Origin of the sequence: Iodobacter fluviatilis, from assembly GCF_900451195.1 — a bacterium.
Classification (GTDB): Bacteria; Pseudomonadota; Gammaproteobacteria; order Burkholderiales; family Chitinibacteraceae; genus Iodobacter; species Iodobacter fluviatilis.
Genome location: NZ_UGHR01000001.1, coordinates 55,871 through 81,339, shown reverse-complemented (window position 1 = coordinate 81,339; position 25,469 = coordinate 55,871). Strand labels below are relative to the sequence as shown.

The window sequence follows — 25,469 nt, the reverse complement described above, 5'->3', positions numbered from 1 at the left end:
TGATTTGGCCAGCTTAAGCAGCTTGTCCCAGAATCGCCCGCGACATTTGTGCCCCTGATAAGCAGCCCACCATCTTGCCATCTTGTGCCAGAATCAGCTCGCAGCCTGTCTGGGCATAAACCGCAAAAGCCTCGCGTAGCCGGATATCCGCATCCACCACGGTAGGTTTGGCACGCAGTAAGGATAAAGGCTCTGGCGCATGCCAGTATTGCACAGCAGAGTGGGCGTTCTGAGCAGCAGACATAATCTGCTCCAGTCCCGGAAAATGACCGGGCCGCATCAGGCTGGCGGCAGACAGCACATTCAGCGGATTACTATGTTTTACAAACTGGCGGACATAATCATCAGCCGGCTGAAACATAATCGCTTGCGGCGTGCCATTTTGCACAATCTGCCCATCACGTAGGATGGCAATATGCGAGCCCAGCTTTAATGCTTCGTCCATATCATGGCTGACAAAAACAATGGTTTTACGTAGTGTTTTTTGCAAGCTGAGTAATTCATCCTGCAGCTGATTACGAATCAGCGGATCGAGCGCCGAAAAGGGCTCGTCCATCAGTAAAATATCGCTATCCACTGCCAGCGCCCGCGCTAATCCCACCCTTTGCTGCATACCGCCGGATAGCTCGGCAGGCAGTGCATAACGCCTGCGCCCCAGCCCTACCTGCTCCAGCACCGTATCCACCCGGCGCTTGCTTTCTTTGGCGCTCAGTTGTAAAGCATGCAGGCCAAAAGCCACGTTTTCTTCCACATTTAGCCAGGGCATCAGCGCAAAATTTTGAAACACCATGGCAATGCCACGGGTACGCACCTCCCGCAGCTGCCGTGCAGAGCAATTGGCCATATCAACCTCTGCCCCGGCACAGCGCACGGTAAGCTGGCCGCGGCTGATTGGATTTAAACCATTAATCGCTCTGAGCAGGCTGGATTTTCCTGAGCCAGACAAGCCCATCAGCACGCACATTTCGCCCTCTTCTACCCGCAGGCAGGCGTCGCGCACCGCAACTAACTGGCAGGTACGGTCAAAAATATCATCGCGCGACAGCGCCTGATCTATCAGCGGGAAAGCGGCTTCAGGCCGCTGGCCGAATACTTCATCAACATGGTCAAAACAAATGGCGCTCATCGTTGCTCTCTTGATAAAGAATTGGACTGACAGAGGCGATCGAGCATGATCGCTAATAAAACGATCGCTAAACCCGCCTCAAACCCCAAGGCCATGTCGGCGGTATTTAAGGCACGCACAACAGGCTGGCCTAATCCTTCCGCCCCCACTAAGGCTGCAATCACCACCATAGAGAGCGATAACATAATGCACTGCGTTAAGCCGGCAGCAATACCAGGCATGGCAGCGGGCAGCTCCACACGCCACAGCCGGGCTAAAGGCGAATAGCCAAAGGCCTTAGCCGCTTCTAATAGTGGAGGGGGAATATCTCGCAGGCCCAGATAAGTCAGCCGCACAGGAGCAGGCAGGGCAAAAATAATGGTAGAGACCATCGCAGGCACAATGCCCAAGCCAAATAACATTAAGGTAGGAATCAGATACACAAAGGTAGGGATGGTCTGCATCAAATCCAGCAGAGGGTGAAGCACCCGATAAACCCAGGGCCGGTGCGCCGCCGCAATACCTAAGGGCACACCGATCAGCATACAGATTGCAGAAGCCAGAGCGACTTGCACCAGCGTTTGCAAAGTGGCCTCACGATAAGCCAGATTGTCGATCAGAATCAGGGCGAACGCAGAAAACAGCGTTAGGCCCCAACTTCGTCGTAAGCGATAAATCAAAAATGTGGCGATAAAAAGCAGGAGCAGCGGCGGGCAAGCGACCAACACACGCGTCATTGCCTGCACCGCACTTTCAAGCCCATCACTAAAAAAGGCTACTCCACCGGCTGCATGCTCGGTCAGCTGGGACACGCCGGCCGCAACCCACTGACCTATTGGCAATTTATCCACGATGCTCTCCCACATCATCAGCAGGCTGGCTGCAAAACCAAAACTTTTGCCCAGCAGCTGCGGTGGATTGCCCCCTTAAATACGCCCTCATCCTAGCGAGCATCCGACACCACGGCAGATTGATTCAACCAGGCTTTTAATACCGGAACAGCAGGCTGGCCGTTAAAACTATTTACCCCGCTTAACCAAGGCGTCCAGATGGCCGGATTTTGGCTCAGCCACTGACGGGCCGCTACTTTAGCGTCCTGCTTCTGATCCAGAATCTGCCCCATCAGCTTGTTTTCAATATCAGTGCTGAATGAGATATTTTTCAGCAGACGGCCAACATTAGGGCATTGCTTTGCGTAAGTAGAGCGGGTGGTGGTATGCACGGTCGCGCCGCCCAGATTAGGCCCGAAATAAGCATCGCCGCCTTCCAGATAGCGCAATTTTAAATTGCGGTTCATCGGGTGCGGCTCCCAGCCCAAAAACACCACCCATTGCTGCTTCATGGCCGCGCGTTTAACCTGGGTAAGCATGCCCGCTTCGCTGGATTCCACCAATTTGAAATCCTGCAAACCAAAGGCTTTATCTTTAATCATGCTGCTGATCAGGCGATTACCATCGTTGCCCGCTTCAATGCCATAAATGCGTTTGGCAAAGCGATCAGAAAACTTGGCGATATCACTAAAACGACGCACCCCAGCCTGATACACGTATTCAGGCACAGCCAGTGTGTATTTAGCGCCCGTCAGATTGGTGCGAAGCACTTCTACACTGCCATTTTTTAAATATGGATCGATGTCGTTTTTCATCGTGGGCATCCAATTGCCCAGAAAAACGTCGATATCCTGCGTTTGCATCGCGTGAAAGGTAACGGGCACAGAGAGCATTTTAATTTCGGACTGATAGCCCAGCGCGGCAAGCATCTCGCTGGTGAGTGCTGTCGTTGCAGTGACATCTGTCCAGCCCACATCAGAAAAACGCACCGTTTTACAGGCAGCGGGCTCAGCGGCATAGCCTGCAACGCTGGTAAATAAGAGAGTAGATAAAAGTAAGCGCGGCTTAATCATAATTGGCGCAACTTTGCCACGATAAAGCGGCATAACTTTTGCAAAACCGGCTTTAGTTCAGGAGCAGCACCCGCCGAGCCAGCGCTAAAGCGCGAAACCAGCATAAAACGCACTGGTGCAGCTTGGGGAACGTCTTCACGACGCGTATTGACCATCGAACCATAAAGCAGACTCATCGCACTCATCCTTCCAGAAGGAAAATGTATGTATGAATGCTAAAGGTCTGCTTGTAAAAATGAGGTAAATAAATGGAGTGGCCGTATAAAGACGCTATAAAAACGGCTGAATAACTAAAAACATCTCACCCGGTTTACCAGGATTCTTCTCGCGGTGCGCGAATTGACAACCACAGCAGCAAAGCAATTGCGCCATAGGGCCACAGATCACTGATAACCGCCGACAGGCCATTGAAATGCAGCAAATGCCCGTAATGCCAGCGGAACAGCGGCAAGGTGGCCGATAGCTGAGGGGTCAGCGGCCAAAACCAGCCAATTACCAAGGTAGCGATCAGCGCCAGCGCCCCCACTAAGGCCCTCAGTCGCCGGTTTAATCGCCACAGCAGTACTAAGGCCAGCGTGCCCAGCAGGCCTCCCACCACGATATTGATATTAATCCACGCAAAAAACTGAGCGGGTTTGAGCAAGAGCCCGGCAAAACCCAGCTTAAGCAGTAAAGCAGTCAGCAGGGTAAAGCGGATCGCCTTCGGGCTTTGCCAAGTGTGGCGCACCAGGACCGAAACAAACAAAGCCACGCCCAAAAAGTGCAACATCATGCCACCGCCTTCCAGCAGCCTTAAAAACAGCTTGGCATTTTGCATCGGCGATTCAAAAGGCTGGGGCAGGCCGGGAGATTCAACCACTACGCCCAAAAAAGGCTGGGATGGATCCAGCTGGGTAATAAACCACAGTACCAACCAAGTTGTGCCCCACTCCACTGCTGGCCCAGGTGCAAACCAAGCGTGGCGGGCAGCCAGCCAGCGGTTTTGCCAGTAACGGTTTCCTAAAATCAGCGCCAGCAGCACGCCCAGCAGTGCGCCAAAGCTATTACTTAGAATATCCAGATTAGAAGCCACACGGCCAGGCAGAAATTGCTGAATAAACTCGACTGTTGACGACAAAGCCAGCCCCGACAATGCCGCTAAAAAGCTGCCATAGCGAAGGTGGCGAAAAGAAATAGCGAGGCTAAAACCCAGAGGCAAATAGGCCAGCACATTAATGCTGTTATCAAAAAAGGTGAAATAGTAAGGCAGAGGATAGGCATAAAAAGCCCAGATAGGCTCCCCTGTAAAACGCCAGCCACTAAAGGGATAGAGGCTAACCACCAGAATCACCAAAACCAAGCAGAATGCAATGTAACGAGGCACTCTGGTCGGGGCAATCTGCCGGGCGAGATAACTGATGGTGAGGGAATGTCTCATTCAAAGAAAGGGAGAGCCGCATCATTGCAGCTCTCCTTATTGCCCCTTATTTAGAGGTTTTAACTTGAGTCCACAAACGGCTTAAATCGCGGCGTTGCTTGGCATCAAGCGGTTTAAGCTGCTGCAGTTTCTTTAATGCAGCTTCATCCGGGAATACGGCCGTATTCTTTTTCATTTCCGCATTCACAAAAGGCGCAGCTGCGCTATTTGGATTGCCCGTACCCACCATATTCGTCAGCTCACTCGAATTTTTACCTTCCAGCATAAAGTTAACAAACTTATGCGCGAGATCTGGGCGAGGCGCTGATTTGAGCACCATCATATTATCCACAGATAGGGTGTTACCTTCTTTTTGCAGACCGTAGCTGACGGCAAAGGCACGCTTGGCTGTTTTAGCGTCTGTGGCTGCTTGGAACATATCGCTAGAATAACCATGGGCTACCCAGATATTGCCCAGCGTTAATTCCTTGATATAGCTTTGTGAATTAAACGCGGCCCAGAATGGCTTGGCTTTAATAATGGTTTCTTGCGCTTTTTTCCATTCTTCCGGCTTGGTAGAGTTTGGAGAAAAACCGTTATACATCAGGGATGCGGCAAATAACTCATTCGCATCATCCAGTACCGTAACCTTGCCTTTAATTTTTGCCAAGATCGCCGGATCAAAAATCACTGACCAAGAGTTTGGCTCAATACCCAGTTCTTTTAACTTGGTTTGATTAAAACCCAGCAAGGTGGTGGTAAAGGAATAAGGCAGAGAGAATTGATTGCCCGGATCAAACTGACTATTTAAAAATGTTGGATTCACATTTTTGATATTAGTAAGCTTAGATTTATCCAGCGGCTGCACCATGCTCTGCTTAATCAAAGGCGGCATTGCAAAACCAGTAGGCACGACCACGTCGTAGCCTTTAGCACCTGCGCTAAGCTTGGCCAGCATTTCTTCCATAGCACCGTAATAATCCTGCACTACGCGGCATTTACATTCTGCCTGGAAGCGTTTGACCGTTTCTGGCGCAATATAATTGTTCCAGTTGTAAACGTGGAGCACTTCTTCGGCATTAGCCATATTGGCTGCCAGTAAAAGCGTGAATAATAATTTCTTCATGTCTCAAACACTCCAAAGCAGTTGAATAAAAAGACCCGCTGATTATGCCTTATTTTGTACAATTCATTTCAAGCGCCAGTGCAAATGTTGCTGATCTGCCATAGGCATAAAAAACCAGAACATCCGCACATAACATGGCACTGAAAGAGCGAAGGCAGGCAATACGCGCCCACCCTACTCAAATATAAATTACTTCGCCCTCAAAGCGCCTGGCGCTAATTTACCAGCAATCAGAATCAAAGCCAGAGTGAGTAACATTAGTAAAGTAGAAATCGCATTTACTTCTGGTGTAACGGCAATTCTGATCATCGAATAAATTTGCAACGGTAAGGTAGAAGCACCTGCCCCGGCAGTAAAGAAGGTAATCACAAAATCATCAATCGATAAAGTGAATGCCATCAGGGCTCCGGCAATAATCCCCGGCATAATTAAAGGCATGGTAATTAAGCGAAATGCTTGTAATGGCGTTGCACCCAGATCACGTGCAGCCTCTACCAAGGCTTCATCCATACCCTGCAAACGGGAACGCACCACAATCGCCACAAAACCAATGCAAAAAGCAATATGCGCCAGCGTGACCGAAAACAAACCCAGCGTCATATTCAGCATCACAAAAAACATTAACAGCGATACGCCCATTAATATTTCAGGGATTGCGATCGGCGTGAGCACTAACACAGGTAAAAGACGCAGCTTGTATTTATACATTGCCATGCCCGCTAAAGTGCCAAAAATAGTGGCAAAGAAGCTGGTAATCACCCCAATTAATAAGGAGTTACGCGCAGCAAGCAGCATTTGCTCATCATTAAATAAAATCTGATACCACTTAAATGTAAAACCTACCCATTCCGCATTTAAGCGTGAATCATTAAAGGAATACATCACCACAATTACAAGCGGTAAATACAAAAAACCATAGGTTAATAGGGCCACGGCCCATAGCCATTTACTTTGCTTAGTCATGTTGTTTTTTCCTTCCACGACTAATCAAGGTCGCCAATACCGCCAGCAGTAACACCCCACCCGTGAGCATAATTGACAAGGTCGAGCCAAATGGCCAGTCACGGCTATCTAAAAACTGCTGTTTAATTAAATTACCCACCATAATGCCATCGGTGCCGCCCACCAGATCAGGCACGGCAAACATGCCCAGAGCCGGAATAAACACTAAAGCCGCGCCTGCCCAAACACCCGGCAGGGATAATGGCCAGGTAATCCGCCAGAAACGCTGCCATGCCGATGCGCCCAAATCTTGCGCAGCATCTAATAGCGCCATATCGTGCTTTTCTAAATTGGCATAGAGCGGTAAAACCATAAACGGTAAATGCACATACACCAGCACCACAATCACCGCAAAATGGGTAAACAGAAACTGCTGCGGTCCAATGCCAAACCAGGCTAATACGCTATTTACCGTCATGGCAAAATAGCCCTGCGGCCCCAGAATAATCATCCACGCATAGACGCGAATTAAGAAATTACTCCAGAATGGCAAAATCACCAGCAATACTAATAAATCACGGTATTTCTTTGGGCTGCGCGCAATCAGCCACGCCAGCGGATAAGCCAGAATGATACAAAACAGCGTAGTTAAGCCTGCGTACCAGAATGATTTAATAAATAATTCAACATAAACCCCGTCTTCAAAAAAACGACTGAAGTTTTCCAGCGTTAAAAAATCACGCCAGTTCTGTGAATTAATTAAAAGCTCGCGTGCGCCGGTATCCGGGTTGATATCCACCAGCGGCATCAGCCCGCCATATTCACCCGGAAAGCGAAACGCTGAAAAAATCATCATCAGCGTAGGCACGGCAAAAAAGATCAGCAGATATAAGAGCGGCGGGCCAGAAATCAGCCACTTCGCCAAGCCTGGCGATTTTACTTTGGACATCTCGCCCCCTTAAGACAGCAAAAAGTGGCCAGCGTCATAACGCCATGCCAGCTCTACTGCATCATTGTCATCAAAGAATTTGGCGCGGCCCGCTGCAGAGTTAGGCAGCATGGCCTCAACCAAGATGCCATTATCTAATTTCACGATATAAATAGTGACGTCTCCAAGGTAAAGGCAGTTTTCAACCGTTCCCTTAAAGTGCACTTCATCTGCATCTGTATTATCTAGGCTGGCAGCCAGTTTGATTTTCTCAGGGCGCAAGCTCAGTGTGCCTTTCTGGCCAACCACGGCGCCTGCCACCGGCAGGGTTTCAGCAATGCCCACGCCCGCAATTTCAACCTGCATCCGCTCACTGGAAACAGATTTAATCGTGGCATCCAATAAATTGCACTGGCCAATAAAATCAGCCACAAAACGGCTTTTTGGATAGCTGTAGATGGTTTCAGGCGCATCCAGCTGCTCTACCTGGCCCTTATTCATCACGGCAATCCGGTGCGATAAAGCCAGCGCTTCGCCCTGATCGTGCGTGACATACACAAAGGTCACGCCCACTTCTTTTTGCAGGGTGATCAGCTCCATCTGCATCTGCTCGCGCAATTTGGCATCCAGCGCAGATAAGGGCTCATCCAGCAGCAAGAGGCGTGGACGATTCACCAAAGAGCGGGCAATGGCCACGCGCTGACGCTGGCCACCGGATAATTCATGCGGAAAACGATGGGCGAATTCTTGCAAGCGCACGTCTTCCAGAATTTCTGCCACACGAAATTTAATTTCAGCGGCTTCAGCCTTCGCCATTTTTAGCGGAAAGGCGATATTGTCTGCCACGCTCATATGCGGAAACAGCGCGTAATTTTGAAATACAGTATGTACCGGGCGCTTTTCAGGCGGCACCATGGACATATCTTGCCCATCAAGCAAAATAGCGCCTGAATCCGGCTGTTCAAAACCGGCCAGCATCCGCAATAAAGTGGTTTTGCCGCAGCCCGATGGGCCCAGCAAAGTAAAGAATTCACCGGCTTCCACCGACAAGCTCACATGATTTACGGCAGTGAAATCGCCGAATGTTTTTACGACGTCACGGATCTCCAGCAGGGCCATAGTCTTCTCACAAAAAAACGGTCGCCATTTTAACAAAAACTTACCCCGGGGGGAGTTTTTCTAAGCGCAAAAACCAGCCTTCATCATAGAAAATGAAAACATCTTATTGGGTTAAAATAATACCGATTGCCCATAATGCCCCTCAATCGGCGCCTAAGGGCGATAACACGAATTCAGGGCGCTTTTTTTCACCCTTTCAAACCAGGAAAACAGGCATTATTTACAGGGAAAATAAGCTCGGGCAGCATGCAAAAAAGTACGCCATATCGCTCCGCACGCCCGATAAAGCGCGCGATGCCAGCCTGAGCGGCCTTGAAATACTGAAAAGTAATACAATAAATTTATTAATTACGATTAATATTAAATCTGCTTTTACTATATTTACTTATCCACACAATAGGGCACTTCAATACTTTGATAGCGAATATCTGTATGCCAAAAATAATAGCCGGATATCGCTGCAAGTATTCCATACTGCTATGAATCATTTACAATCACTCAAATGACGCATTTGAAACAAGGGCAAGTGCTTGCTTACAATCGGCAAATAGCGCTTTGCAAGCAAATACTTAGCTTTGCTCCAGACGACTGGCTCAGGCCTGGTCAGCAAAAGCCAAATATGCAGCCCTAAACCCTTAGCACAGACCTATACAATTGGAAACACGCCTCCCCGTCTCAGCTTTGCAAGCTGGTTTATTTATCAGCGAACTCGATCGCCCGTGGCTGGACACGCCTTTTTTGCTGGAAGGCTTTCTGCTTGAAACCCCTGAGCAACTCTCACAGCTCCAAGAATACTGCAAGTTTGTTATGGTTAACCTAGATCGCTCGGTGGGTGGCAAAGAGCGCTGGGCATTTTTAAGCGATCAAAAATTCAATTCTGAGCCGCTTGTCCCTCACCTCCAATACCAGACCATAGAAATTAAAGAACAAATCACCCTGCTTAAAGAATTACGTCAGCGCTTTGCACTTTGGTCCCAGGGCAAAAACAGCAAGGCAGACACGGCCTATGTTGAGCCTAAAATTATTATTTATGCGGACAGCACGCCAATTAAGCGGGAAATTCCCCATGCTCAGGCCGTACATCGTCTGGCCAGCGATGTGATTGAAGCGGCGATGGAGGCCATCAGCAAAGATCTGCAACCTAGGGTAGAAGCCATCAATGATGTTGTTTCCGAAATGGTGGATTCTATTATCCGTAATCCCAGCGCCCTGCTCTGGCTATCGCAACTCAAAGCCACCGACAACTATGCTTACGGGCATGCCCTCGACACCGCCGTTTATATGCTGGCCTTTGGCCGGCACCTTGGCTATCCACAGGAAGACCTGCATAAGCTGGGGTTTGCTGGCTTAATGCTGGATATTGGCAAAATGAAACTGCCAGAAAACCTGCTTAAACACAGCGGCTCATATTCACCGGGCGAGTTTTCCATGATGAAAACGCATGTCTGGCACAGCCTGGATATTCTGAACCAAATTAAAGAAGTACCCCTCGATGTCTACGATATGGTGGCGCGCCACCACGAGCGCATCGATGGCAGCGGCTACCCGGCCGGATTAAAAGGCGAAAGCATCGGTTTGTTTTCCTGTATGGCGGGCATTGTGGATTGCTATACCGCCCTGACGAGTGATCGCAATCACGCCGAAACAAAAAACAATCACTCCGCCTTACAGCTCTTATATAAATGGAGCGATAAATACTTTCACCACGCACTGGTGGAGCAATTTGCCCAGTGCATCGGTATTTTCCCTGTCGGTACACTGGTTGAACTAAGTAGTGGCGATATCGGCATTGTGGCCGGGCAAAATCGCAGCAGAAGGCTCAAACCCAAAGTCCTTTTAATTTTAGGCCCAGATAAGCAGCCCCATGCCCGGCCCAATTTATTAGATTTAATGATTAATCCGGCAATGAATGCCGGGCAGGAAATCTGCATTCGCAGAGAATGGCCACAGGGCAGCTTTAATATCGATCCTAAGGAGTATTTCTTGGGATGAAAGCTCCCCTCAATATCGACCTTGCTATGCTCGCCAGCTATCAGCTTAAAGAGCCGGATGTACTGATCCCCAAGCTTGAAGCCATGGTGCAAGCGCACTGCCAGCCCGCAGATGAAGCGCTGTACAATGAATATTTTCAGGCCCTGATTCAGGGAGAAGCCATTGCTCCATGGCCTCTGCTCAGCCCCCATGGTTTAAACCAGTCGACTCTGCTTTTATTAGGCTGGCGCGAGCTGATTTTGCACCATATTCCCACAGAAGCCGATGCACTAATTAACCGGTTGTGTTTTGCCGAGCTTGAGAAAACGCAGCAGCATATACAGGCCCTCACCCCTTTACAAACCAGCACGCCCGCTCATGGCTTAGAGCATGCAAAATTGCATTCCCAGCCCGAGCGTCATATTGCCCTGCTCTATATCGAGCTTGGCCATATTGAATCTTTGCGCCTAAACGCAAGCCAGCGGCTCAATGAAATGCTGCGTCAGGAAGACAAACTGTATCCACTGGAAGGTGGCCTGCTGATGATTCTGCCCAATATGGCAGGCGAAGGGCATTCCTTGCTGGCGGCGGACAGGGCACAAAAACTGCTAAAGCAATCATTGACGGAGTGGGCCATCAGCCCGCGCATTGGCATCGCTTTATGGCCGGATCATGGCCAAACAGCCAAACAACTGATACTGGCAGCACAAACAGCCGCAAAGCTATGCAGCAATGAAGAGCCATCTATTTATCAGGCTAAACGGGATATTCAGGGCAGTCTACTGAATAAGCTGGAAAAACCACTCAGGGATGCGCTGGCACAAAACCGCTTTCATCTGGCCTTTCAGCCGCAGATTCAACCCGGCCCCAATGGCCCTGTTTACAAAGGTGCCGAAGCGCTGCTGCGCTGGCAGGATGCAGAGCTTGGTGCAATCCGTCCTGATGAGGCGGTGCTGGTTGCCGAGCTGCTTGGCCTGATGCCGCAACTGACCCGCTGGGTGATCCATACTGCATTGCGGGAGTTTTCCAAATTAAGCAAGATGGGGCTCAAGGGAAGTTTGAGCATCAATCTCACCCCTTCCAATCTGCTCGATTCCCGGCTTGTGCATGAAGTTGAAAATGCGCTGCAGCTGTGGAATATTCCCGGTGAGCGGATTATTTTCGAAATCACAGAATCGGCAGCCATCGAAGATCTAGAAGCCACGATCAGCAGCCTGTGCGCGCTGAAAGCGCTGGGCTGTCAATTAGCACTGGATGACTTTGGCACAGGCTATGCATCACTGTCTTACTTAAAACGCCTACCCATTGATGAATTAAAAATTGATCAAAGCTTTATCCGTACCATTACACAGAACAATATAGATTCACATATTGTTGAAAGCGTCATTAAGCTTTCCCATACCCTAGGCCTGAGCGTGGTAGCAGAAGGGGTTGAAGACAAAGCAACTCTTGAGCTACTGGTTTCCTACGATTGCAATTTAATCCAAGGATATTACTTCAGCCGCCCTCTGGCCCCCCGCGATTTAATGCAGTTTTACCGGCTGTTACAGCACTCCGGGCCTGCATAAGCAGGCCTGAGCTCAGCCTCATTCACACGAGATCAAGAGAATAATGAACTGGCAACAGCTGCTCAATGCCGAGCGACTCGGCGCGGTACGCAATGATTTATTTCCCCAGGAATCGGGGCGCAGTGATTTTCATAAAGATCATGACCGGATTGTTTTTTCCTCACCATTTCGTCGCTTGGGCCGTAAAACACAAGTTCATCCGCTGACCGAAAATGATCATGTACACACCCGCCTCACCCATTCAATTGAAGTCAGCTGCGTAGGCCGCAGCTTAGGGGTGATTGTCGGGCAAAGGCTGCAATACGCTCTGCCCCAACACATTACCCCTTACGATATTGGAGCCATTGTGCAGGCCGCATGTCTGGCCCACGATATTGGCAACCCGCCCTTTGGCCATGCCGGTGAATATGCGATTCGTGATTGGTTTTGCCGTGATCAGCATGCTTATTTACTTCAAAACCTGAGTGCAAATGAGCGACTGGATTTAATGACCTTCGAAGGTAACGCTCAGGGCTTCAGAGTAGTCACCCAGCTTGAAAACCATCGCTTTGAAGGCGGCATGCGCCTCACTTACGCCACACTGGGCACCACACTAAAATACCCCTGGACCTCCAGTGATGCGACGCCCTGCGGCAAATTCAGCTGCTACCAGTCTGAACAAAACATACTGGAAGAAATCGCCACCGAGCTGGGGCTGCCCATGCTGGGTAAAAATCGCTGGGCCCGTCATCCGCTCTCCTATCTGATGGAGGCTGCCGATGATATTTGCTACGCCATTCTTGATTTGGAAGACGGAATAGAAATCGGCATGCTGGCATACGAGCAGGTTGAGCCGCTGCTGATTAAAATTTGTGGTGGTAAACAAGATCTGCTTGAGCTGGAAATTGCCGCAGCCCCATCTGCCCGGCGCAAAATATCGCTGCTGCGTGGTAAAGCCATAGAGCGCTGCATCCATGATGTGAGTGAAACATTTATGCAGCACTACACGGCCATTATGGAAGGCAAATTTCAGGGTGATTTACTCAACGTCACCCCCAGTAGTATGCGCGATGGGATTAACGCCGCCAAACAGCTGGCCCGGGACCGCATTTTTAACGAAAGACGCAAAATTGAAATCGAAGTGGGCTCCTTTACCTGCCTCGATATTCTGCTCAACGCCTTTTGCAACGCAGCCTACCAGCAGAAAGTATCGCCACAAATGAGTTTCAGAATGAAACGGATACTCGATCTGATGGAATACAACGCGCCCAAAAAAGAATGGTCTCTCTACGACAGCTACAGCCGTGTACTCGACTTTATCGGTGGCATGACCGATAACTACGCCACCTATCTGGCGCAGCAAGTCGGTGGAATGGGTCGATAAGCATGGCGGGCTGAAATACCGCCCCACTTTTGAGACTCCTAATTTAAATAATGACTGATCCAGCGGGTCTGCCTTAGGAAAAAGAACGATGAAAACTTTAATACTGACCATTGCTTGCGCCCTTAGCCTGAGCGGCTGTGCCGTTGTAGCAGTGGGTGCTGCTGCAGTCAGCGTCACCAGCACCGCCGTAGGCGTGGCATGGGATGTGGGTAAAGCGGGCGTTTCCGGAGTAGCCGCCGTGGGCGGAGCGGCGGCTGATGCTTTAAGCAGCACGCCCAAACCCAGCCCGCAAGCTACAGTGCCAACAACTGCTTCTGTCACCCCTGCTCCCATTCCCCCGCTTACAAATGAAGCAGAAGTTCGGGCATTTAAACCCGAATAAGCAGTCAGAAAGGGCATATCGATATGCCCTTTTTTTGATCCAATTTCTGCCAGTAAAATAAAAAAATGCCGTGTACCGATATTCCGGCACACGGCATAAACTTGAAAAATGTATTAATTGATCAGCCCGATTTAAATACATTTTTTAATTTGTCATTGATAAAAATGACTTATTCTCAGAATTTTGTACCTACACCAAAACCAAAGACCCATGGATCAATTTTTAAAGTACCCAAATCAGTGCCATTCAGGCTCACATCCGTTTTAATCCAGAGTTTTTTTACATCGACATTAATAAATACGTTTTTGCTGACGGCAAAATCGGCACCAATTTGTAATGCACCGCCAAAGCTGTTGTTATCAATACTTAAGCCCTGATTGCCCACTTTCAAATCATTATTATAAAAACGGGTGTAATTCAAACCGGCCCCTACATATGGGCGAAAAAAACTATCCGGGGTAAAGTGATATTGCACAGTGACGGTAGGCGGTAAAACAGAAACCTTGCCTAAGCTGCCTAGGCTGGATGTGACTTCGTGGCGGGTTGTGCCTAAAATTAATTCAGCACCAATGTTATTAGTGATCATATAAGTAAAATCAAGCTCACCCGTTGTTGCTGAATTTGCCCCCACATTTAATGTGCTTAATGCGCCGTCGGTGCTGTCTGCAGGTGCTACATTAATGACTCGCACACGGGTCAGGATATCGCCTTGGGCCGCAAAAGAAGCGGCAGAAACCAAGCTTAATACAGCGGCTGCAATGAATGTCTTTTTCATACTCTTCTCCGGATTATATCCACAATCAAATCGGTATCTGAATGGATGCGGGCAGGGCTTTTTTGATTATTAATGCCATGCCGCGCAAATAAGGGAGTGGAATGTAGCAAACAAAAAACGACTACATTTTGAGCCAGATCAGAAAAATAACACTCAATTGCAATTTGATATTTACTTACAAAAAAATAACGATAATCCGAAATATTGTTTAAAACAAAAAAAACCGCAATATAGCGGCGTAGTATGTTTTAAACGGCAATGATATAACTTCAGATAATTAAGACATTAATCCGGAAGAAGTGATTCGCCAGCGCACACAATTACGCCCTGCCGCTTTGGCCTCATACAAAGCCGCATCGGCCTCCAGAGCGAGCGTTCGGCAAGGCAGCCAGTGCCCGTTGTTGCTGGCAAGACCAATGCTCACCGTGGCATGCAAACCCCTAGCAATACTATCCCAATCGTGGTTCTCCACCATGGCGCAAAGCCGCTCTGCAATTTGCCTTGCATCTGCAAACAAAACTTGCGGCAATAAGATATAAAACTCCTCCCCTCCATAACGGGCAATCAGCTCATTATTCCGGCAGGCAAATTGCAGCACCGATGCCATACGCTGCAAGACTAAATCGCCAATTGCATGGCCATAAGCATCATTGACCTGCTTAAAATAATCGATATCCACAATCAGTAGCGACATCGGTAACCGGGCCTGCTGATCCAGGCGGTCTAACTGCTGCTCCAGATGGCGGCGATTGGCTAATCCTGTGAGAGGATCACTTAAAGCGGCTCTGCTTAAAGAATCAAGCTGAGCGCTCTGCTGATTGAGGGTCTGGCACAGCAGTGCATTTTCTTGCTTACGCTGCGTCAGCTCGATACGGTTTTCCAGCCGCTGCAAACGCCTTGCCGTAGATTGGGCCAGACGTGGCAAACAAGCCCTGCCGTGGTTTTGTTCGTAATACTCTAAATAAATCCGGTAATACTTCAGCGCCTCCCGGCTGTCTCCCTGCGCCTTATGCTGCTGATAGGTGCCAAAGGCAAAGCGCTCCAGCAAAGATGTTGCCTGAATGGCTTTAGCCTGCGCTTCAGCATTAGCCAGATGCTGTGCGGCCTCCTGCCCGTCTTGGCGCAGGCAATAGAGCTTAAACAATTGAAACTCCACCTGGCTGGCCACCCAGCTGAAGCTTAGTGCAGTGGATTGCAGCAGGGCGACCGTTAAATCGGCTTCAGCAAGTGCCAGCTGCCTCTGCTCCAGATAAACACGGCCACGAAATAATAAATATTCGGCCTGCCAATGGCGGTTTTTACAATCGAGCACAGAAAGATGCGCAAGGCGAAGAGCAATACCTGCCTCGGTATAGCGATCCGCAGCCAGCATATCGGCAATCAGGCAAAGATACGCGCCAGCCAAGCTGGCTTTATCCTGCAAAGGCAGTGCAAATTCCAATGCAAGACAGTGATAATGATGAGCCGATTTAAAATCATTTAAAACCCAAAAAGCTTTGCCGATACCCAGTAGGGCCTGTACCGCAAAAAAACCATTCTGCAGCACCATGGCTTCTTCAAGGCAAGCCGACCACTGGTGAATCGCCTCATTCACATTGCCCTGCACCATCGCGTGGCCGCCGCATTCATCAAGCGCCGCTAAATACTCATCCCATAGCTGATAGCGCCGCAAGGCGGGCAAAAGACGCTGATACTCCTGCGTTGAAGCCACTGTATCGCGCCGCCCTAAGGCTTTGGCCGCCAGATGCCTCGCCTTCAGAGCTCGGGGTTTATCCGCAGCGGCACACTGCGCCGCCAGCGCTAAAGCCGCTTCACGGGTATCAAAGGGGGATAAATCAAGCGATTCAAGCAATTGCTCAAGTTGCATATTCAGGCGCCAGGCTTGATTGCAATTGAGAGCGCAAATTTTTATTCTCGTCTTTAAGCTGCATCACTTGCAGCAATAAAGACAGCTGCCGGAGTAAACCCGGCGCAATACGGCGTTTATGCTCATGCCGGGCCAAAAGATCAGCACGATGCCTGATATGCCATTGCTCAAGTGTGGCTAAAGCATCATCCAACAGGCCACATTCTTCCTGCCAGCGGCCAAGCTTAAGCATAAAGTCATGGGGGATAAAATGGCTGCCATTGGCCTCTCGTGCGGCATTTAAGACGCAATGCCCGGCCATTATGGCCACATCAAGCTGGCCGCGTGTGGCCGCTAAGTCGGCAGCAATTAACTGAGCCTGCAGGCTACCCCAAAGATAGCGACAGGCATGAGCCCTAGCTGTTGCGGCCTGCAATACGGGCCCGGCGGCTTGGGTATCATTTTGTAAGCAAAGTAAACGGGCGCGGGTGTTTTCAATATCAATCAGCAGGGTTTCTTCGATGTCATCGACCGGCAGCTGCTTCAGCCATGCTAGGCACTGAGCCAGCCCCTGCAAATCATTTTGCTGCGCCAGAAAATTGGCGGTGTAGAGGCCTGCTTTAAACGACAATCGATTTAAGCCCGAGCGCATGGCCTGATTACACGCCAGCTCCAGTACTTGCCGTGCCTCCTGATACTGCTGATCTGCCAGCAGGATATTACTCATCCCAAGGCACGCCTCGCAAAGCGCGGCGTAATGATCACTTTTTTGTGCCAGCTCCAAAGAGCTGACCCAGCAGGCAAGCGACTGATCATAGCGGCGCTGGTCATAATGAGCATTCGCAAGCAGTTGCTGCGCCTCAATCTGCCAGGCCAGCTCGCCCGAGCTTACGGCAAGCTTTTCTAAAATACGCGCATGACGCAGCATTAATGGGAAACGCAACTCTGCCCAGGCGGCCCGGCAAATCAACTCGTGTAGCACCATTTCATCCTGCAATGAAGCGGCCTGAGGCGCATCACGCAATAAAATGCGCGCTGCAGGCAGCGCATCGGGAGATGCAAGCCAAACCAGCTGACGCACAGCCAGCAAGCGCTCGCCCCACATTGCAGGCTTACACCTAGTCGATTTATCTACTTTACTATTCACAAGTTATGTGTCAGAAAAATGATTGTAATAGTATGACTTAATTTTCAATAAAAGGCGCAACTAAACTCTCAGCATTCACCTTAGTGCAGCAAATTTGTACTTTAAAAACCCGTCACTACTTTTTATCCTGCTTTAAAGCGCCGGCGGTACAGAGTGCTGCGTGCCACGCCCAAGGCTGCTGCCGCCTTGCTTAAATTTCCTTCAAAGCGGGCAATGGTGTTTTCAATCAGCTCATGGCTGCTGCTTGCCAAAGAGCTGGCTTCACTCAGAACCGGCATTTGGTATTCTTCAGGCAAATCTGCATAAGTAAGACATGCGCCATCATCAGCCAAAGCCAGCAGTGTTTTCAGCAGGCTTAATAATTGCCTTACATTACCTGGCCAAGGATAGCGGACCAGCGATGCCATTAAATCATCGCCCAAAAGTACGCCCCGTGCAGAGCCACCAGACTCCTGCCACAGGCGGGCAATAAAACCTAGCAAATCTGCATACTCCCGCAGCGGAGGCAAATGAACGATAAAATCCTGCAGGCGATAAAACAAATCCGCCCGAAACTCCCCCGCGGCCACCATCTTGGGCAAATCACGATGGCTGGCGCAGACCACGGCAAAATCCACCCTATAAGGCTGGCTGCCTCCCAGCGGCGTGACTTCCCGCTCCTGTAATACGCGTAATAGCCGCGCCTGCATCAGCAGCGGCATATCGCCGATTTCATCCAGCAGCAGCACGCCGCCATTGGCTTCGCGCAATTTACCCATGCTGCCCTTACGCTTGGCACCGGTAAATGCGCCTTCTTCATAGCCAAATAACTCGGCTTCAATTAAGGATTCGGGCAAGGCGGCGCAATTAATCGCCACAAACGCCCCCTTGCGGCGCTGACTGGCGGCATGTAAAGCCCGGGCAAAGACTTCTTTTCCACTGCCCGTTTCGCCTTGCAATAACACCGCCACGCCCGCATTCAGCACCCTCACTGCTTTATCTAGCTGCTTTTGAAATGGCAGCTCGCTTTTATTGGCAGCCACAGACGAGGCTGCAGGCGGGGTTGCAAGGGCCACTTTCGGTGGCGTGATGGTTAGATAAAAACGTTGCCCTCGCTGGCTATAGATCGCTTGCGGCAGCGGCTGCGCTTGCAAAATGCCGTCGAATAAATCAGAAAAGCTGCACTGACCTAAATTTTGCCAACTCAAGCCTAGCCACTGTAAAGCCACACGATTGGCCGCAATCAGCATGTCCCCGGCAAAGCTCAGCACGCCTTCACGGGGCGAGCCCAGTAATTCGGCGCGCGGATGTAAACGCATCAGCCAGTGCGCATCACCCGCCAAGCCTAGCCAACGGTGCTCAATCTGTTGTGCCGCCAAACGCACCAAGCCCAGCGCATGCAAATGATGCAGGCGGGCATCACCCGAAACATTCAGCACGCCCGCAAGTCGGCCATTGGGTGCAAAGATGGGCGCAGCCGAACAGGAAATACCGATATTTTGCATCAGAAAATGCTCACCACCGCGCACCTCAACCGACTCCCGCAAAGCCAGCGCCGTGCCGATGGCATTGGTGCCCTTAGTGGCCTCATCCCAGCTCACCCCCGGTAACAGCGCCACTTGTTCAGCCTTTTTCATAAACTGCGGGTTACCTGTGGTATTTAAAATCAGCCCGCTAGCATCAGTAAGTAACACCACGCTTTGCGTACCCAAAACCTGCTCGTATAAGCCATCCAGCTCCGGCAGCGCCACCCGCAGCATCTGCGCGTTCTCGGCCAGTGCACCTTGCAAAGCCGCCTTACCCAAACGCTCAATCGCCCCTACAGCGCTGCCCTGCTGCTGACAACGCAGCCAAGACTCCACAATTTGCGGTGGCAAATCAACAGGACAAATCCCCTCCTCAAAAAACTGGCGGCGGGCAGTGGTGTGCACAATGCTCATGGGAGGCTCCTTTAAGTGCTCACAGAGAAAACCAAAGATCTGCTGAGTAAAAAAACAAAAGATCTGTAGACACAAAGAACACGGAGTTAAAAGCAGAACACAGAAAAAATATGCTAATCATCTGGGGCTAGGTTCGCCCAAAACCCGATAAGCAATACTTTTTTGTAGCAAACAAAGAAATATCATAATAACCACGCTCTTAGCATTGGGCTTTTACCTTCCCCTGAAAACACGCCGAGCGAGGAACAAGCGGGGTGGGGCCGTCGTCAATTCGTGTTTGAGCGAAGCGAGTTGACACAACGCCACTGTCCGCAGCGAGGGGCTTTCGTGTTTTGCTGTTGTCGCTTGGCTTCGTTTCTTGGCGACGCAAGAAAGGAAGGTCCAGCGGGACGCCCGCACCAAAATCAACGTGCCGAAGGCACTAACAAGGTCTTTTTGACTTTGCTTAGCGCACATGGGATGAAACCCGCCGTTTATTTGCATTGGGGGAGTAAATCTGGCGGACTTCACCCGCCCTACAAATAAGCTTCATCGCATGAAATGCTGTTGCACCACTCCCGCCCCACTGTTGCAAATTGCAACAATCGTAAGCAAACAAACTAAGTAAAATATACCCTAAGTGCTTGTAAAAAAGAAAAATAATGCCTCTAGTCTATCTCGCACTGCAATATACAAACTATTTACACCAGCTTTCACCATGATTTCACCCATATTGCACCGCATCATCAAACTCACCCGGCACGCTTTCTGCTCATATCCTGGTACGCGGGCAAAATCGCCCCATACCATCAGGAGATAAGCATGAGTGCACTGATTCCAGGCCAGTATGGTTTTCCACTGCAATTAAAATCGCGCTACGCCAACTACATCAATGGCGAATGGCATGCTCCGCTTGCAGGGCAATACTTTGAAAACATCAGCCCGGTTACCGGTAAGGTGATTTGCGAAATTCCGCGCTCTGATTCATCTGATATCGAAATGGCGCTCGATGCCGCCCATGCCGCCAAAAGCGCATGGGGTAAAACATCAACCACTGAACGCGCCAATATTCTGAATAAAATTGCCGACCGCATCGAAACCAATCTGGACATGCTAGCCACAGTAGAAACATGGGATAACGGTAAGCCGATTCGCGAAACCCGCGCTGCCGATTTGCCGCTGGCCATCGATCACTTCCGCTACTTTGCCGGGGCGATTCGGGCGCAGGAAGGCAGCATCGGCCAGATTGATAACGACACCGTGGCCTATCATTTTCATGAGCCGCTGGGCGTGGTCGGGCAGATTATTCCCTGGAATTTCCCGTTGCTGATGGCCACATGGAAACTGGCGCCGGCACTGGCGGCCGGTAATTGCGTGGTACTTAAACCGGCCGAACAAACACCGCTGAGTATTTTAGTGCTGATGGAAGTGATCGGCGATTTGCTGCCCAAAGGCGTACTCAATATTGTTAACGGCTTTGGCTTAGAGGCAGGCAAGCCACTTGCATCGAGCTCACGTATCGCCAAAATCGCCTTTACGGGCGAGACCACCACCGGCCGCTTAATCATGCAATATGCGGCGCAAAACCTGATTCCGGTGACGCTGGAGCTGGGTGGAAAATCGCCCAATATCTTTATGCCGGATGTAATGAAGCACGACGATGCTTTCTTTAATAAAGCCATCGAAGGCTTTGTGATGTTTGCGCTTAACCAAGGAGAAGTCTGCACTTGCCCCAGCCGCGCGCTGATTCATGAATCCATTTACGACGCCTTTATGGACCGCGCACTGACCCGCGTTGCCGCCATTAAGCAGGGTAATCCGCTGGATGCCAGCACCATGCTGGGCGCACAATCGTCTATGGAGCAAATGGAAAAAATCAGCGCTTACCTAGATATCGGTAAGCAAGAAGGCGCTAAAGTATTGGCAGGCGGAGCACGCGCCACCCTCGCGGGCGAATTGGCGGGCGGCTATTACATCCAGCCAACCGTCTTCCAAGGCCATAATAAGATGCGGGTTTTTCAAGAAGAAATCTTCGGCCCCGTAGTGTCTGTGACCACCTTTAAAGACGAAAACGAAGCTTTAGAAATCGCCAACGATTCACTCTATGGCCTAGGTGCAGGTCTTTGGACGAGGGACACCCACGCGGCTTATCGCATGGGGCGGGAGATTCAGGCTGGCCGTGTCTGGACCAACTGCTACCACGCCTATCCTGCCCACGCCGCTTTTGGTGGCTACAAGCAATCGGGTATTGGCCGTGAAAACCACAAAATGATGCTTGATCACTACCAGCAAACCAAAAATCTGCTGGTGAGCTACAGCCCGGATGCGCTGGGCTTTTTCTAAAGTCGTGCCAGAAAAAATCAAACACTCGCACCACCTAACGCGGGGCTGGAGAGCGTAAGTCTCTGCATATGTTTGATGTATTCCCCCTTTTGAAAAAGGGGGGCCAGGGGGGATTTGGCATTGCATACATAAAAATGCAGTGCTGATGCAAAAAGAATCCCCCTCACTCCCCCTTGGCCAAAAGGGGAAGCTGCAGCACTGAGTAGCTAGCTAAAATGACGCAAATACTCAGAATTGGTGAGGATGCATTCATGAATAATCAAGTCACCGCCACCCCAGCGGCACAGGCCTTAATTAAAACACTGGCTGCAAAATATGGACCGCTGATGTTTCATCAATCGGGTGGCTGCTGCGATGGCAGCTCGCCCATGTGCTTTCAGGCCGGTGAGCTGATCATTGGCGACAGCGATGTGCTGCTGGGTGAAATCGGCGGTATGCCGTTCTATATTGGCGCGGCGCAATTTGCTTACTGGCAGCATACGCAGCTCATCATTGATGTGGTGGAAGGGCGAGGCGGCATGTTTTCTTTAGAGGGTGCAACAGGCTTACGGTTTTTAACCCGCTCAGTACTCTGCCCAATTTAAGCAGAATAACTTACGTCTTATTTTAATTTTATAAGATGATAAATACCCCAAAGAACAATGCAGTTGCTAAAATCCCGTGATCAATCACAATTTCCCTCACGAGATTATAAATGCTCTCTAATCTTCGCTTTTTTAAAAGCTCGTTCATTGTTACGCTGATTGGTTTAGCGGCAGCATTCTGGCTGGGTGGCCCCAAAGCCATGTTTATTGCTGCTATTTTATCGGTTTTAGAAGTTTCTCTCTCTTTTGATAATGCAGTAGTCAATGCAACCGTGCTTAAAGATATGGATGCCGTCTGGCGTAAGCGCTTTATGACCTGGGGTATGCTGATTGCCGTATTTGGAATGCGGGTTATATTCCCTGTGCTTATTGTGGCCGTTATTGCACACCTGACTCCATGGGCCGCTTTAATGATGGCGGTCAGCCAGCCTGAGCAATATGCAGCGGCTTTAATCTCATCCCATATTATTGTGGCCGGGTTTGGTGGTGCATTTTTAATGATGGTGTTTTTAAAGTTCTTTTTTGATCAGGACAAAGATGTGCACTGGCTGCATGTTATTGAATCGCCTTTAGTTAAAATGGGCAAAATGGGTGGAATTGAAATTGGCCTTTGCCTTATCCTTGCCTATGCTTTTTCTACTCAGCTCAATACTGCTGAACAACTTAGTTTTATTCTTTCTTCAATTACCGGTATTGTGACTTATATCGTTGTTGATGGTTTTGGTTCACTATTAGGCGGTGAAGAAGGACACGATCAGACCGTCGTTGTTCGTACCGGCCTTTCAGCCTTTTTATATTTAGAAGTACTGGATGCCAGCTTTAGTTTTGATGGTGTCATTGGCGCATTTGCACTCTCCAATAATATTTTCATTATTGCAATTGGCCTGGGTATTGGTGCTATGTTTGTTCGCTCACTCACTATTATGTTTGTAGAAAAAGAAACGCTGGATCAATTCAGATTCCTAGAGCATGGTGCTTTTTACGCAATTGGCGCACTGGCCTTTATTATGTTCATTGGCACTTTCCATGAAATACCAGAAGTGGTAACCGGCTTAATTGGCGCAGGTTTAATTGGTGTTTCATTACTTGCTTCTCTGCATTATAAAAAACACAATTAAAACAATTAAAATACAAAAAGGGCGATCTTGGGATCGCCCTTTTTTTTAAGCAAAACAAGCCGCTTCCGCCGCCGATTTTGCTAAACAATCAGCAAAAAAGCCTTACGTAAAAAATTCAAAAACTTTCAAAAAAACACAATAAAAACAATATCCGCTTATCAGCTAAATTTAACAAAAGGTTTTAAATACGCATAAACAGTCATACATTTTAAAGGTCATTCTGACCTATTTTGAGACAATCATGAAAGTTAAGAATAAGCTAATATTACTATCAGGAAGTCTGATCAGTATTATTCTCATGCTGACTGCGCTGAGCCTATCTTGCTTAGAAAACGGCTCCAGAAACTTCCAAACCACAATTGCTGATCGGGTGATGCCACTGGTGCAGTTAAAAAATGTATCCGACATGTATGCCATCAATATTGTCGACACCGTGCATAAAATCACCAATGGCAGCCTGACACCGGCACAGGGGCTTAAAAATGTTAAAACAGCCAGAAAAACCATTGAGAAAGAATGGCAAGTTTATAAAGCGACTGAACTGACCACGACTGAAAATGAGCTGGTCCAGACGGCAGATAAAAGCATGGGGCCTGCAGCAAAGAGCTTTGATGAACTGGAAAAACTCTTAGAAACAAGCAATTTTGCGGCCATCAATGAATATGCAGCCACCACACTCTATCAGCGTGTAGATCCGATTACAGATGCAGTAGATAAGCTGATTCAGCTGCAGCTGAATGTGGCAAGAGAAAACCTGGAATCATTTAAACAAAGCCATCATCAGGCTATTGTTGGCGGTGCCATGTTTGTGATTATCGCCACGCTTTCCGGCCTTATTCTTACTTTATGGATTATGCGGTCGTTGTTAAATGATCTGGGCGGCGAGCCCAGCGATATGCGCTCGGCAGCAACACGTATTTCAGAAGGCGATTTAGCCTCGCCCGTGCATGTACCCAGCAATATGCGGGACAGCCTAGCCGGTGCTATGGAATCGATGCGCACCCAATTGGCTGCTTTGGTAGAAAACATTCAAAATTCATCGACCCAGCTGGCCACTGACGCCGCACAAACCCGCAGCAGCAGCCAGGAAGTACACGAATCAGCCGGGGAGCAAAGCGATGCAGCGGCCAGAATGGCGGCGGCGGTAGAAGAATTATCCACTGGGATGTCCCACCTTAAAGACTATTCCAGCTATGCCTTTGAAGTAGCCAGTAACTCGGGCCTGCAAGCTGAGCAGGGTGCCCAAGCGCTGCAAGAGCTGACCAAAGAAATGCAAATCGTCTCTGATAGCGCGCATATCGTTACAGATACGGTTAACAATTTGGAAGAACACAGCGCCAGCATTGGCCGGGTAGCCCGTGTAATTCAGGATATTGCCGAACAAACCAATCTGCTGGCCCTGAATGCTGCTATTGAAGCCGCCCGGGCAGGCGAGCAAGGGCGCGGCTTTGCCGTTGTAGCCGATGAAGTTCGCAAACTGGCCGAGCGCACCACCCAAGCCACCCGGGAAATCCAGGAAACACTGGGCACCATCACCAACACCACCCACGATGCCGCCACCAATATGCGTAATAGCCTAAGCCAAACAGAGCTGGCTTTAGAGCATGCAAACCGCAGCAGCAATATGCTGGAGCTCATCAAAAAAAGCGCAGTAGAAACCAAAGAAGCCATGGCCAAAATCACCGATGCCCTTGCCGAGCAAAACACCGCTGGCCAGGAAATTGCCGTAAATGTGCAATTGATTGCCGTAATGACCGAGCGCTCATTCTCTGCGTCAAAAGAAATTAATATCGCCGTAGACAACAACGCCCAGCTGGCACAAACACTAAGGCAGGCAGCGGTGCGGTTTAGTTGCTGAGCGTAAAATAGCCCCCCCCCCCAAATCCTGATGTGTTTCAAGATTTTGGGGGGATGGAGATCAGACAGCACGATCAGAACAATGCCCCTGAAACATC

22 protein-coding genes are annotated in these 25,469 nt (G+C 49.6%); 9 read left to right on the top strand and 13 right to left on the bottom strand.

Translation table 11 applies throughout. The features are described from left to right. Nucleotides 1-13: 13 nt before the first annotated feature. The 9 genes from DYD62_RS00350 to DYD62_RS00310 form a co-directional block, all read right to left on the bottom strand. Nucleotides 14-1,126, bottom strand: a complete 1,113-nt coding sequence (locus DYD62_RS00350) for a quaternary amine ABC transporter ATP-binding protein (RefSeq protein WP_115225554.1) — start codon at nucleotides 1,124-1,126, stop codon at nucleotides 14-16. Continuing rightward, nucleotides 1,123-1,956, bottom strand: coding sequence for an ABC transporter permease (locus DYD62_RS00345; RefSeq protein ID WP_207916245.1), 834 nt, complete (start codon nucleotides 1,954-1,956; stop codon nucleotides 1,123-1,125). Before DYD62_RS00345 ends, DYD62_RS00350 begins: the two co-directional genes overlap by 4 nt. A gap of 92 nt (nucleotides 1,957-2,048) precedes the next feature. Further along, nucleotides 2,049-3,008 carry a choline ABC transporter substrate-binding protein gene (locus tag DYD62_RS00340; protein ID WP_115225552.1) on the bottom strand — a complete coding sequence of 320 codons (960 nt, stop codon included), beginning with the start codon at nucleotides 3,006-3,008 and terminating at the stop codon, nucleotides 2,049-2,051. Further along, the gene (locus DYD62_RS00335) at nucleotides 3,005-3,184 is read right to left on the bottom strand and encodes a hypothetical protein (protein WP_115225551.1); all 180 of its coding nucleotides are present in this window, start codon (nucleotides 3,182-3,184) and stop codon (nucleotides 3,005-3,007) included. Before DYD62_RS00335 ends, DYD62_RS00340 begins: the two co-directional genes overlap by 4 nt. A gap of 134 nt (nucleotides 3,185-3,318) precedes the next feature. After that, the gene (locus DYD62_RS00330; RefSeq protein WP_115225550.1) at nucleotides 3,319-4,425 is read right to left on the bottom strand and encodes a VanZ family protein; all 1,107 of its coding nucleotides are present in this window, start codon (nucleotides 4,423-4,425) and stop codon (nucleotides 3,319-3,321) included. Between the two features lie 46 nt (nucleotides 4,426-4,471). Continuing rightward, a complete protein-coding gene (locus DYD62_RS00325) occupies nucleotides 4,472-5,530 on the bottom strand; it encodes an ABC transporter substrate-binding protein (RefSeq protein ID WP_115225549.1) in 1,059 nt (352 codons plus the stop codon). 189 nt (nucleotides 5,531-5,719) lie between these two features. Further along, nucleotides 5,720-6,493, bottom strand: a complete 774-nt coding sequence (locus tag DYD62_RS00320; RefSeq protein ID WP_115225548.1) for an ABC transporter permease — start codon at nucleotides 6,491-6,493, stop codon at nucleotides 5,720-5,722. Further along, nucleotides 6,486-7,421 (bottom strand): ABC transporter permease, encoded by a 936-nt coding sequence (locus DYD62_RS00315; RefSeq protein ID WP_115225547.1) that lies wholly within the window; start codon nucleotides 7,419-7,421, stop codon nucleotides 6,486-6,488. Before DYD62_RS00315 ends, DYD62_RS00320 begins: the two co-directional genes overlap by 8 nt. Before the next feature lie 9 nt (nucleotides 7,422-7,430). Then, nucleotides 7,431-8,519 carry an ABC transporter ATP-binding protein gene (locus tag DYD62_RS00310; protein WP_115225546.1) on the bottom strand — a complete coding sequence of 363 codons (1,089 nt, stop codon included), beginning with the start codon at nucleotides 8,517-8,519 and terminating at the stop codon, nucleotides 7,431-7,433. Nucleotides 8,520-8,611: 92 nt separating this feature from the next. Between DYD62_RS00310 and DYD62_RS00305 the strand changes: the two genes are divergently transcribed. The 5 genes from DYD62_RS00305 (at nucleotide 8,612) to DYD62_RS00285 (ending at nucleotide 13,803) form a co-directional block, all read left to right on the top strand. Beyond that, entirely contained in the window at nucleotides 8,612-9,025 is a 414-nt protein-coding gene (locus DYD62_RS00305) for a hypothetical protein (protein ID WP_115225545.1), read from the top strand. 148 nt (nucleotides 9,026-9,173) lie between these two features. Further along, entirely contained in the window at nucleotides 9,174-10,511 is a 1,338-nt protein-coding gene (locus DYD62_RS00300) for an HD-GYP domain-containing protein (protein ID WP_115225544.1), read from the top strand. Continuing rightward, nucleotides 10,508-12,058 (top strand): putative bifunctional diguanylate cyclase/phosphodiesterase, encoded by a 1,551-nt coding sequence (locus DYD62_RS00295; RefSeq protein WP_115225543.1) that lies wholly within the window; start codon nucleotides 10,508-10,510, stop codon nucleotides 12,056-12,058. Before DYD62_RS00300 ends, DYD62_RS00295 begins: the two co-directional genes overlap by 4 nt. Nucleotides 12,059-12,101: 43 nt before the next feature. Continuing rightward, the gene (locus DYD62_RS00290) at nucleotides 12,102-13,421 is read left to right on the top strand and encodes a deoxyguanosinetriphosphate triphosphohydrolase (RefSeq protein WP_115225542.1); all 1,320 of its coding nucleotides are present in this window, start codon (nucleotides 12,102-12,104) and stop codon (nucleotides 13,419-13,421) included. 88 nt (nucleotides 13,422-13,509) lie between these two features. Continuing rightward, nucleotides 13,510-13,803, top strand: a complete 294-nt coding sequence (locus DYD62_RS00285) for a hypothetical protein (protein ID WP_115225541.1) — start codon at nucleotides 13,510-13,512, stop codon at nucleotides 13,801-13,803. Nucleotides 13,804-13,978: 175 nt separating this feature from the next. Here DYD62_RS00285 and DYD62_RS00280 read toward each other — a convergent pair whose 3' ends face one another. From DYD62_RS00280 to DYD62_RS00265, 4 genes are all read right to left on the bottom strand, one after another. Continuing rightward, entirely contained in the window at nucleotides 13,979-14,578 is a 600-nt protein-coding gene (locus DYD62_RS00280) for an OmpW/AlkL family protein (protein WP_115225540.1), read from the bottom strand. Nucleotides 14,579-14,855: 277 nt separating this feature from the next. Then, complete coding sequence (locus DYD62_RS00275; RefSeq protein ID WP_115225539.1) at nucleotides 14,856-16,445, bottom strand: GGDEF domain-containing protein; 1,590 nt, start codon at nucleotides 16,443-16,445, stop codon at nucleotides 14,856-14,858. Then, complete coding sequence (locus DYD62_RS00270; protein WP_132038583.1) at nucleotides 16,435-17,571, bottom strand: tetratricopeptide repeat protein; 1,137 nt, start codon at nucleotides 17,569-17,571, stop codon at nucleotides 16,435-16,437. The genes DYD62_RS00275 and DYD62_RS00270 overlap by 11 nt, the downstream gene beginning before the upstream one ends. Before the next feature lie 122 nt (nucleotides 17,572-17,693). Then, the gene (locus tag DYD62_RS00265; RefSeq protein ID WP_115225537.1) at nucleotides 17,694-19,490 is read right to left on the bottom strand and encodes a sigma-54-dependent Fis family transcriptional regulator; all 1,797 of its coding nucleotides are present in this window, start codon (nucleotides 19,488-19,490) and stop codon (nucleotides 17,694-17,696) included. An 801-nt stretch (nucleotides 19,491-20,291) separates the two neighbouring features. On the opposite strand from DYD62_RS00265, the gene adh reads away from it, so the two are divergent. From adh to DYD62_RS00245, 4 genes are all read left to right on the top strand, one after another. Continuing rightward, on the top strand, nucleotides 20,292-21,812 hold the full coding sequence (gene adh, locus DYD62_RS00260; RefSeq protein WP_115225536.1) for an aldehyde dehydrogenase: 1,521 nt from the start codon (nucleotides 20,292-20,294) through the stop codon (nucleotides 21,810-21,812). Nucleotides 21,813-22,063: 251 nt separating this feature from the next. Further along, a complete protein-coding gene (locus tag DYD62_RS00255) occupies nucleotides 22,064-22,396 on the top strand; it encodes a DUF779 domain-containing protein (protein ID WP_115225535.1) in 333 nt (110 codons plus the stop codon). 110 nt (nucleotides 22,397-22,506) lie between these two features. Beyond that, the gene (locus DYD62_RS00250; protein WP_115225534.1) at nucleotides 22,507-23,514 is read left to right on the top strand and encodes a DUF475 domain-containing protein; all 1,008 of its coding nucleotides are present in this window, start codon (nucleotides 22,507-22,509) and stop codon (nucleotides 23,512-23,514) included. A 241-nt stretch (nucleotides 23,515-23,755) separates the two neighbouring features. Then, on the top strand, nucleotides 23,756-25,372 hold the full coding sequence (locus DYD62_RS00245) for a methyl-accepting chemotaxis protein (RefSeq protein WP_115225533.1): 1,617 nt from the start codon (nucleotides 23,756-23,758) through the stop codon (nucleotides 25,370-25,372). The last annotated feature ends 97 nt before the right edge of the window (nucleotides 25,373-25,469 follow it).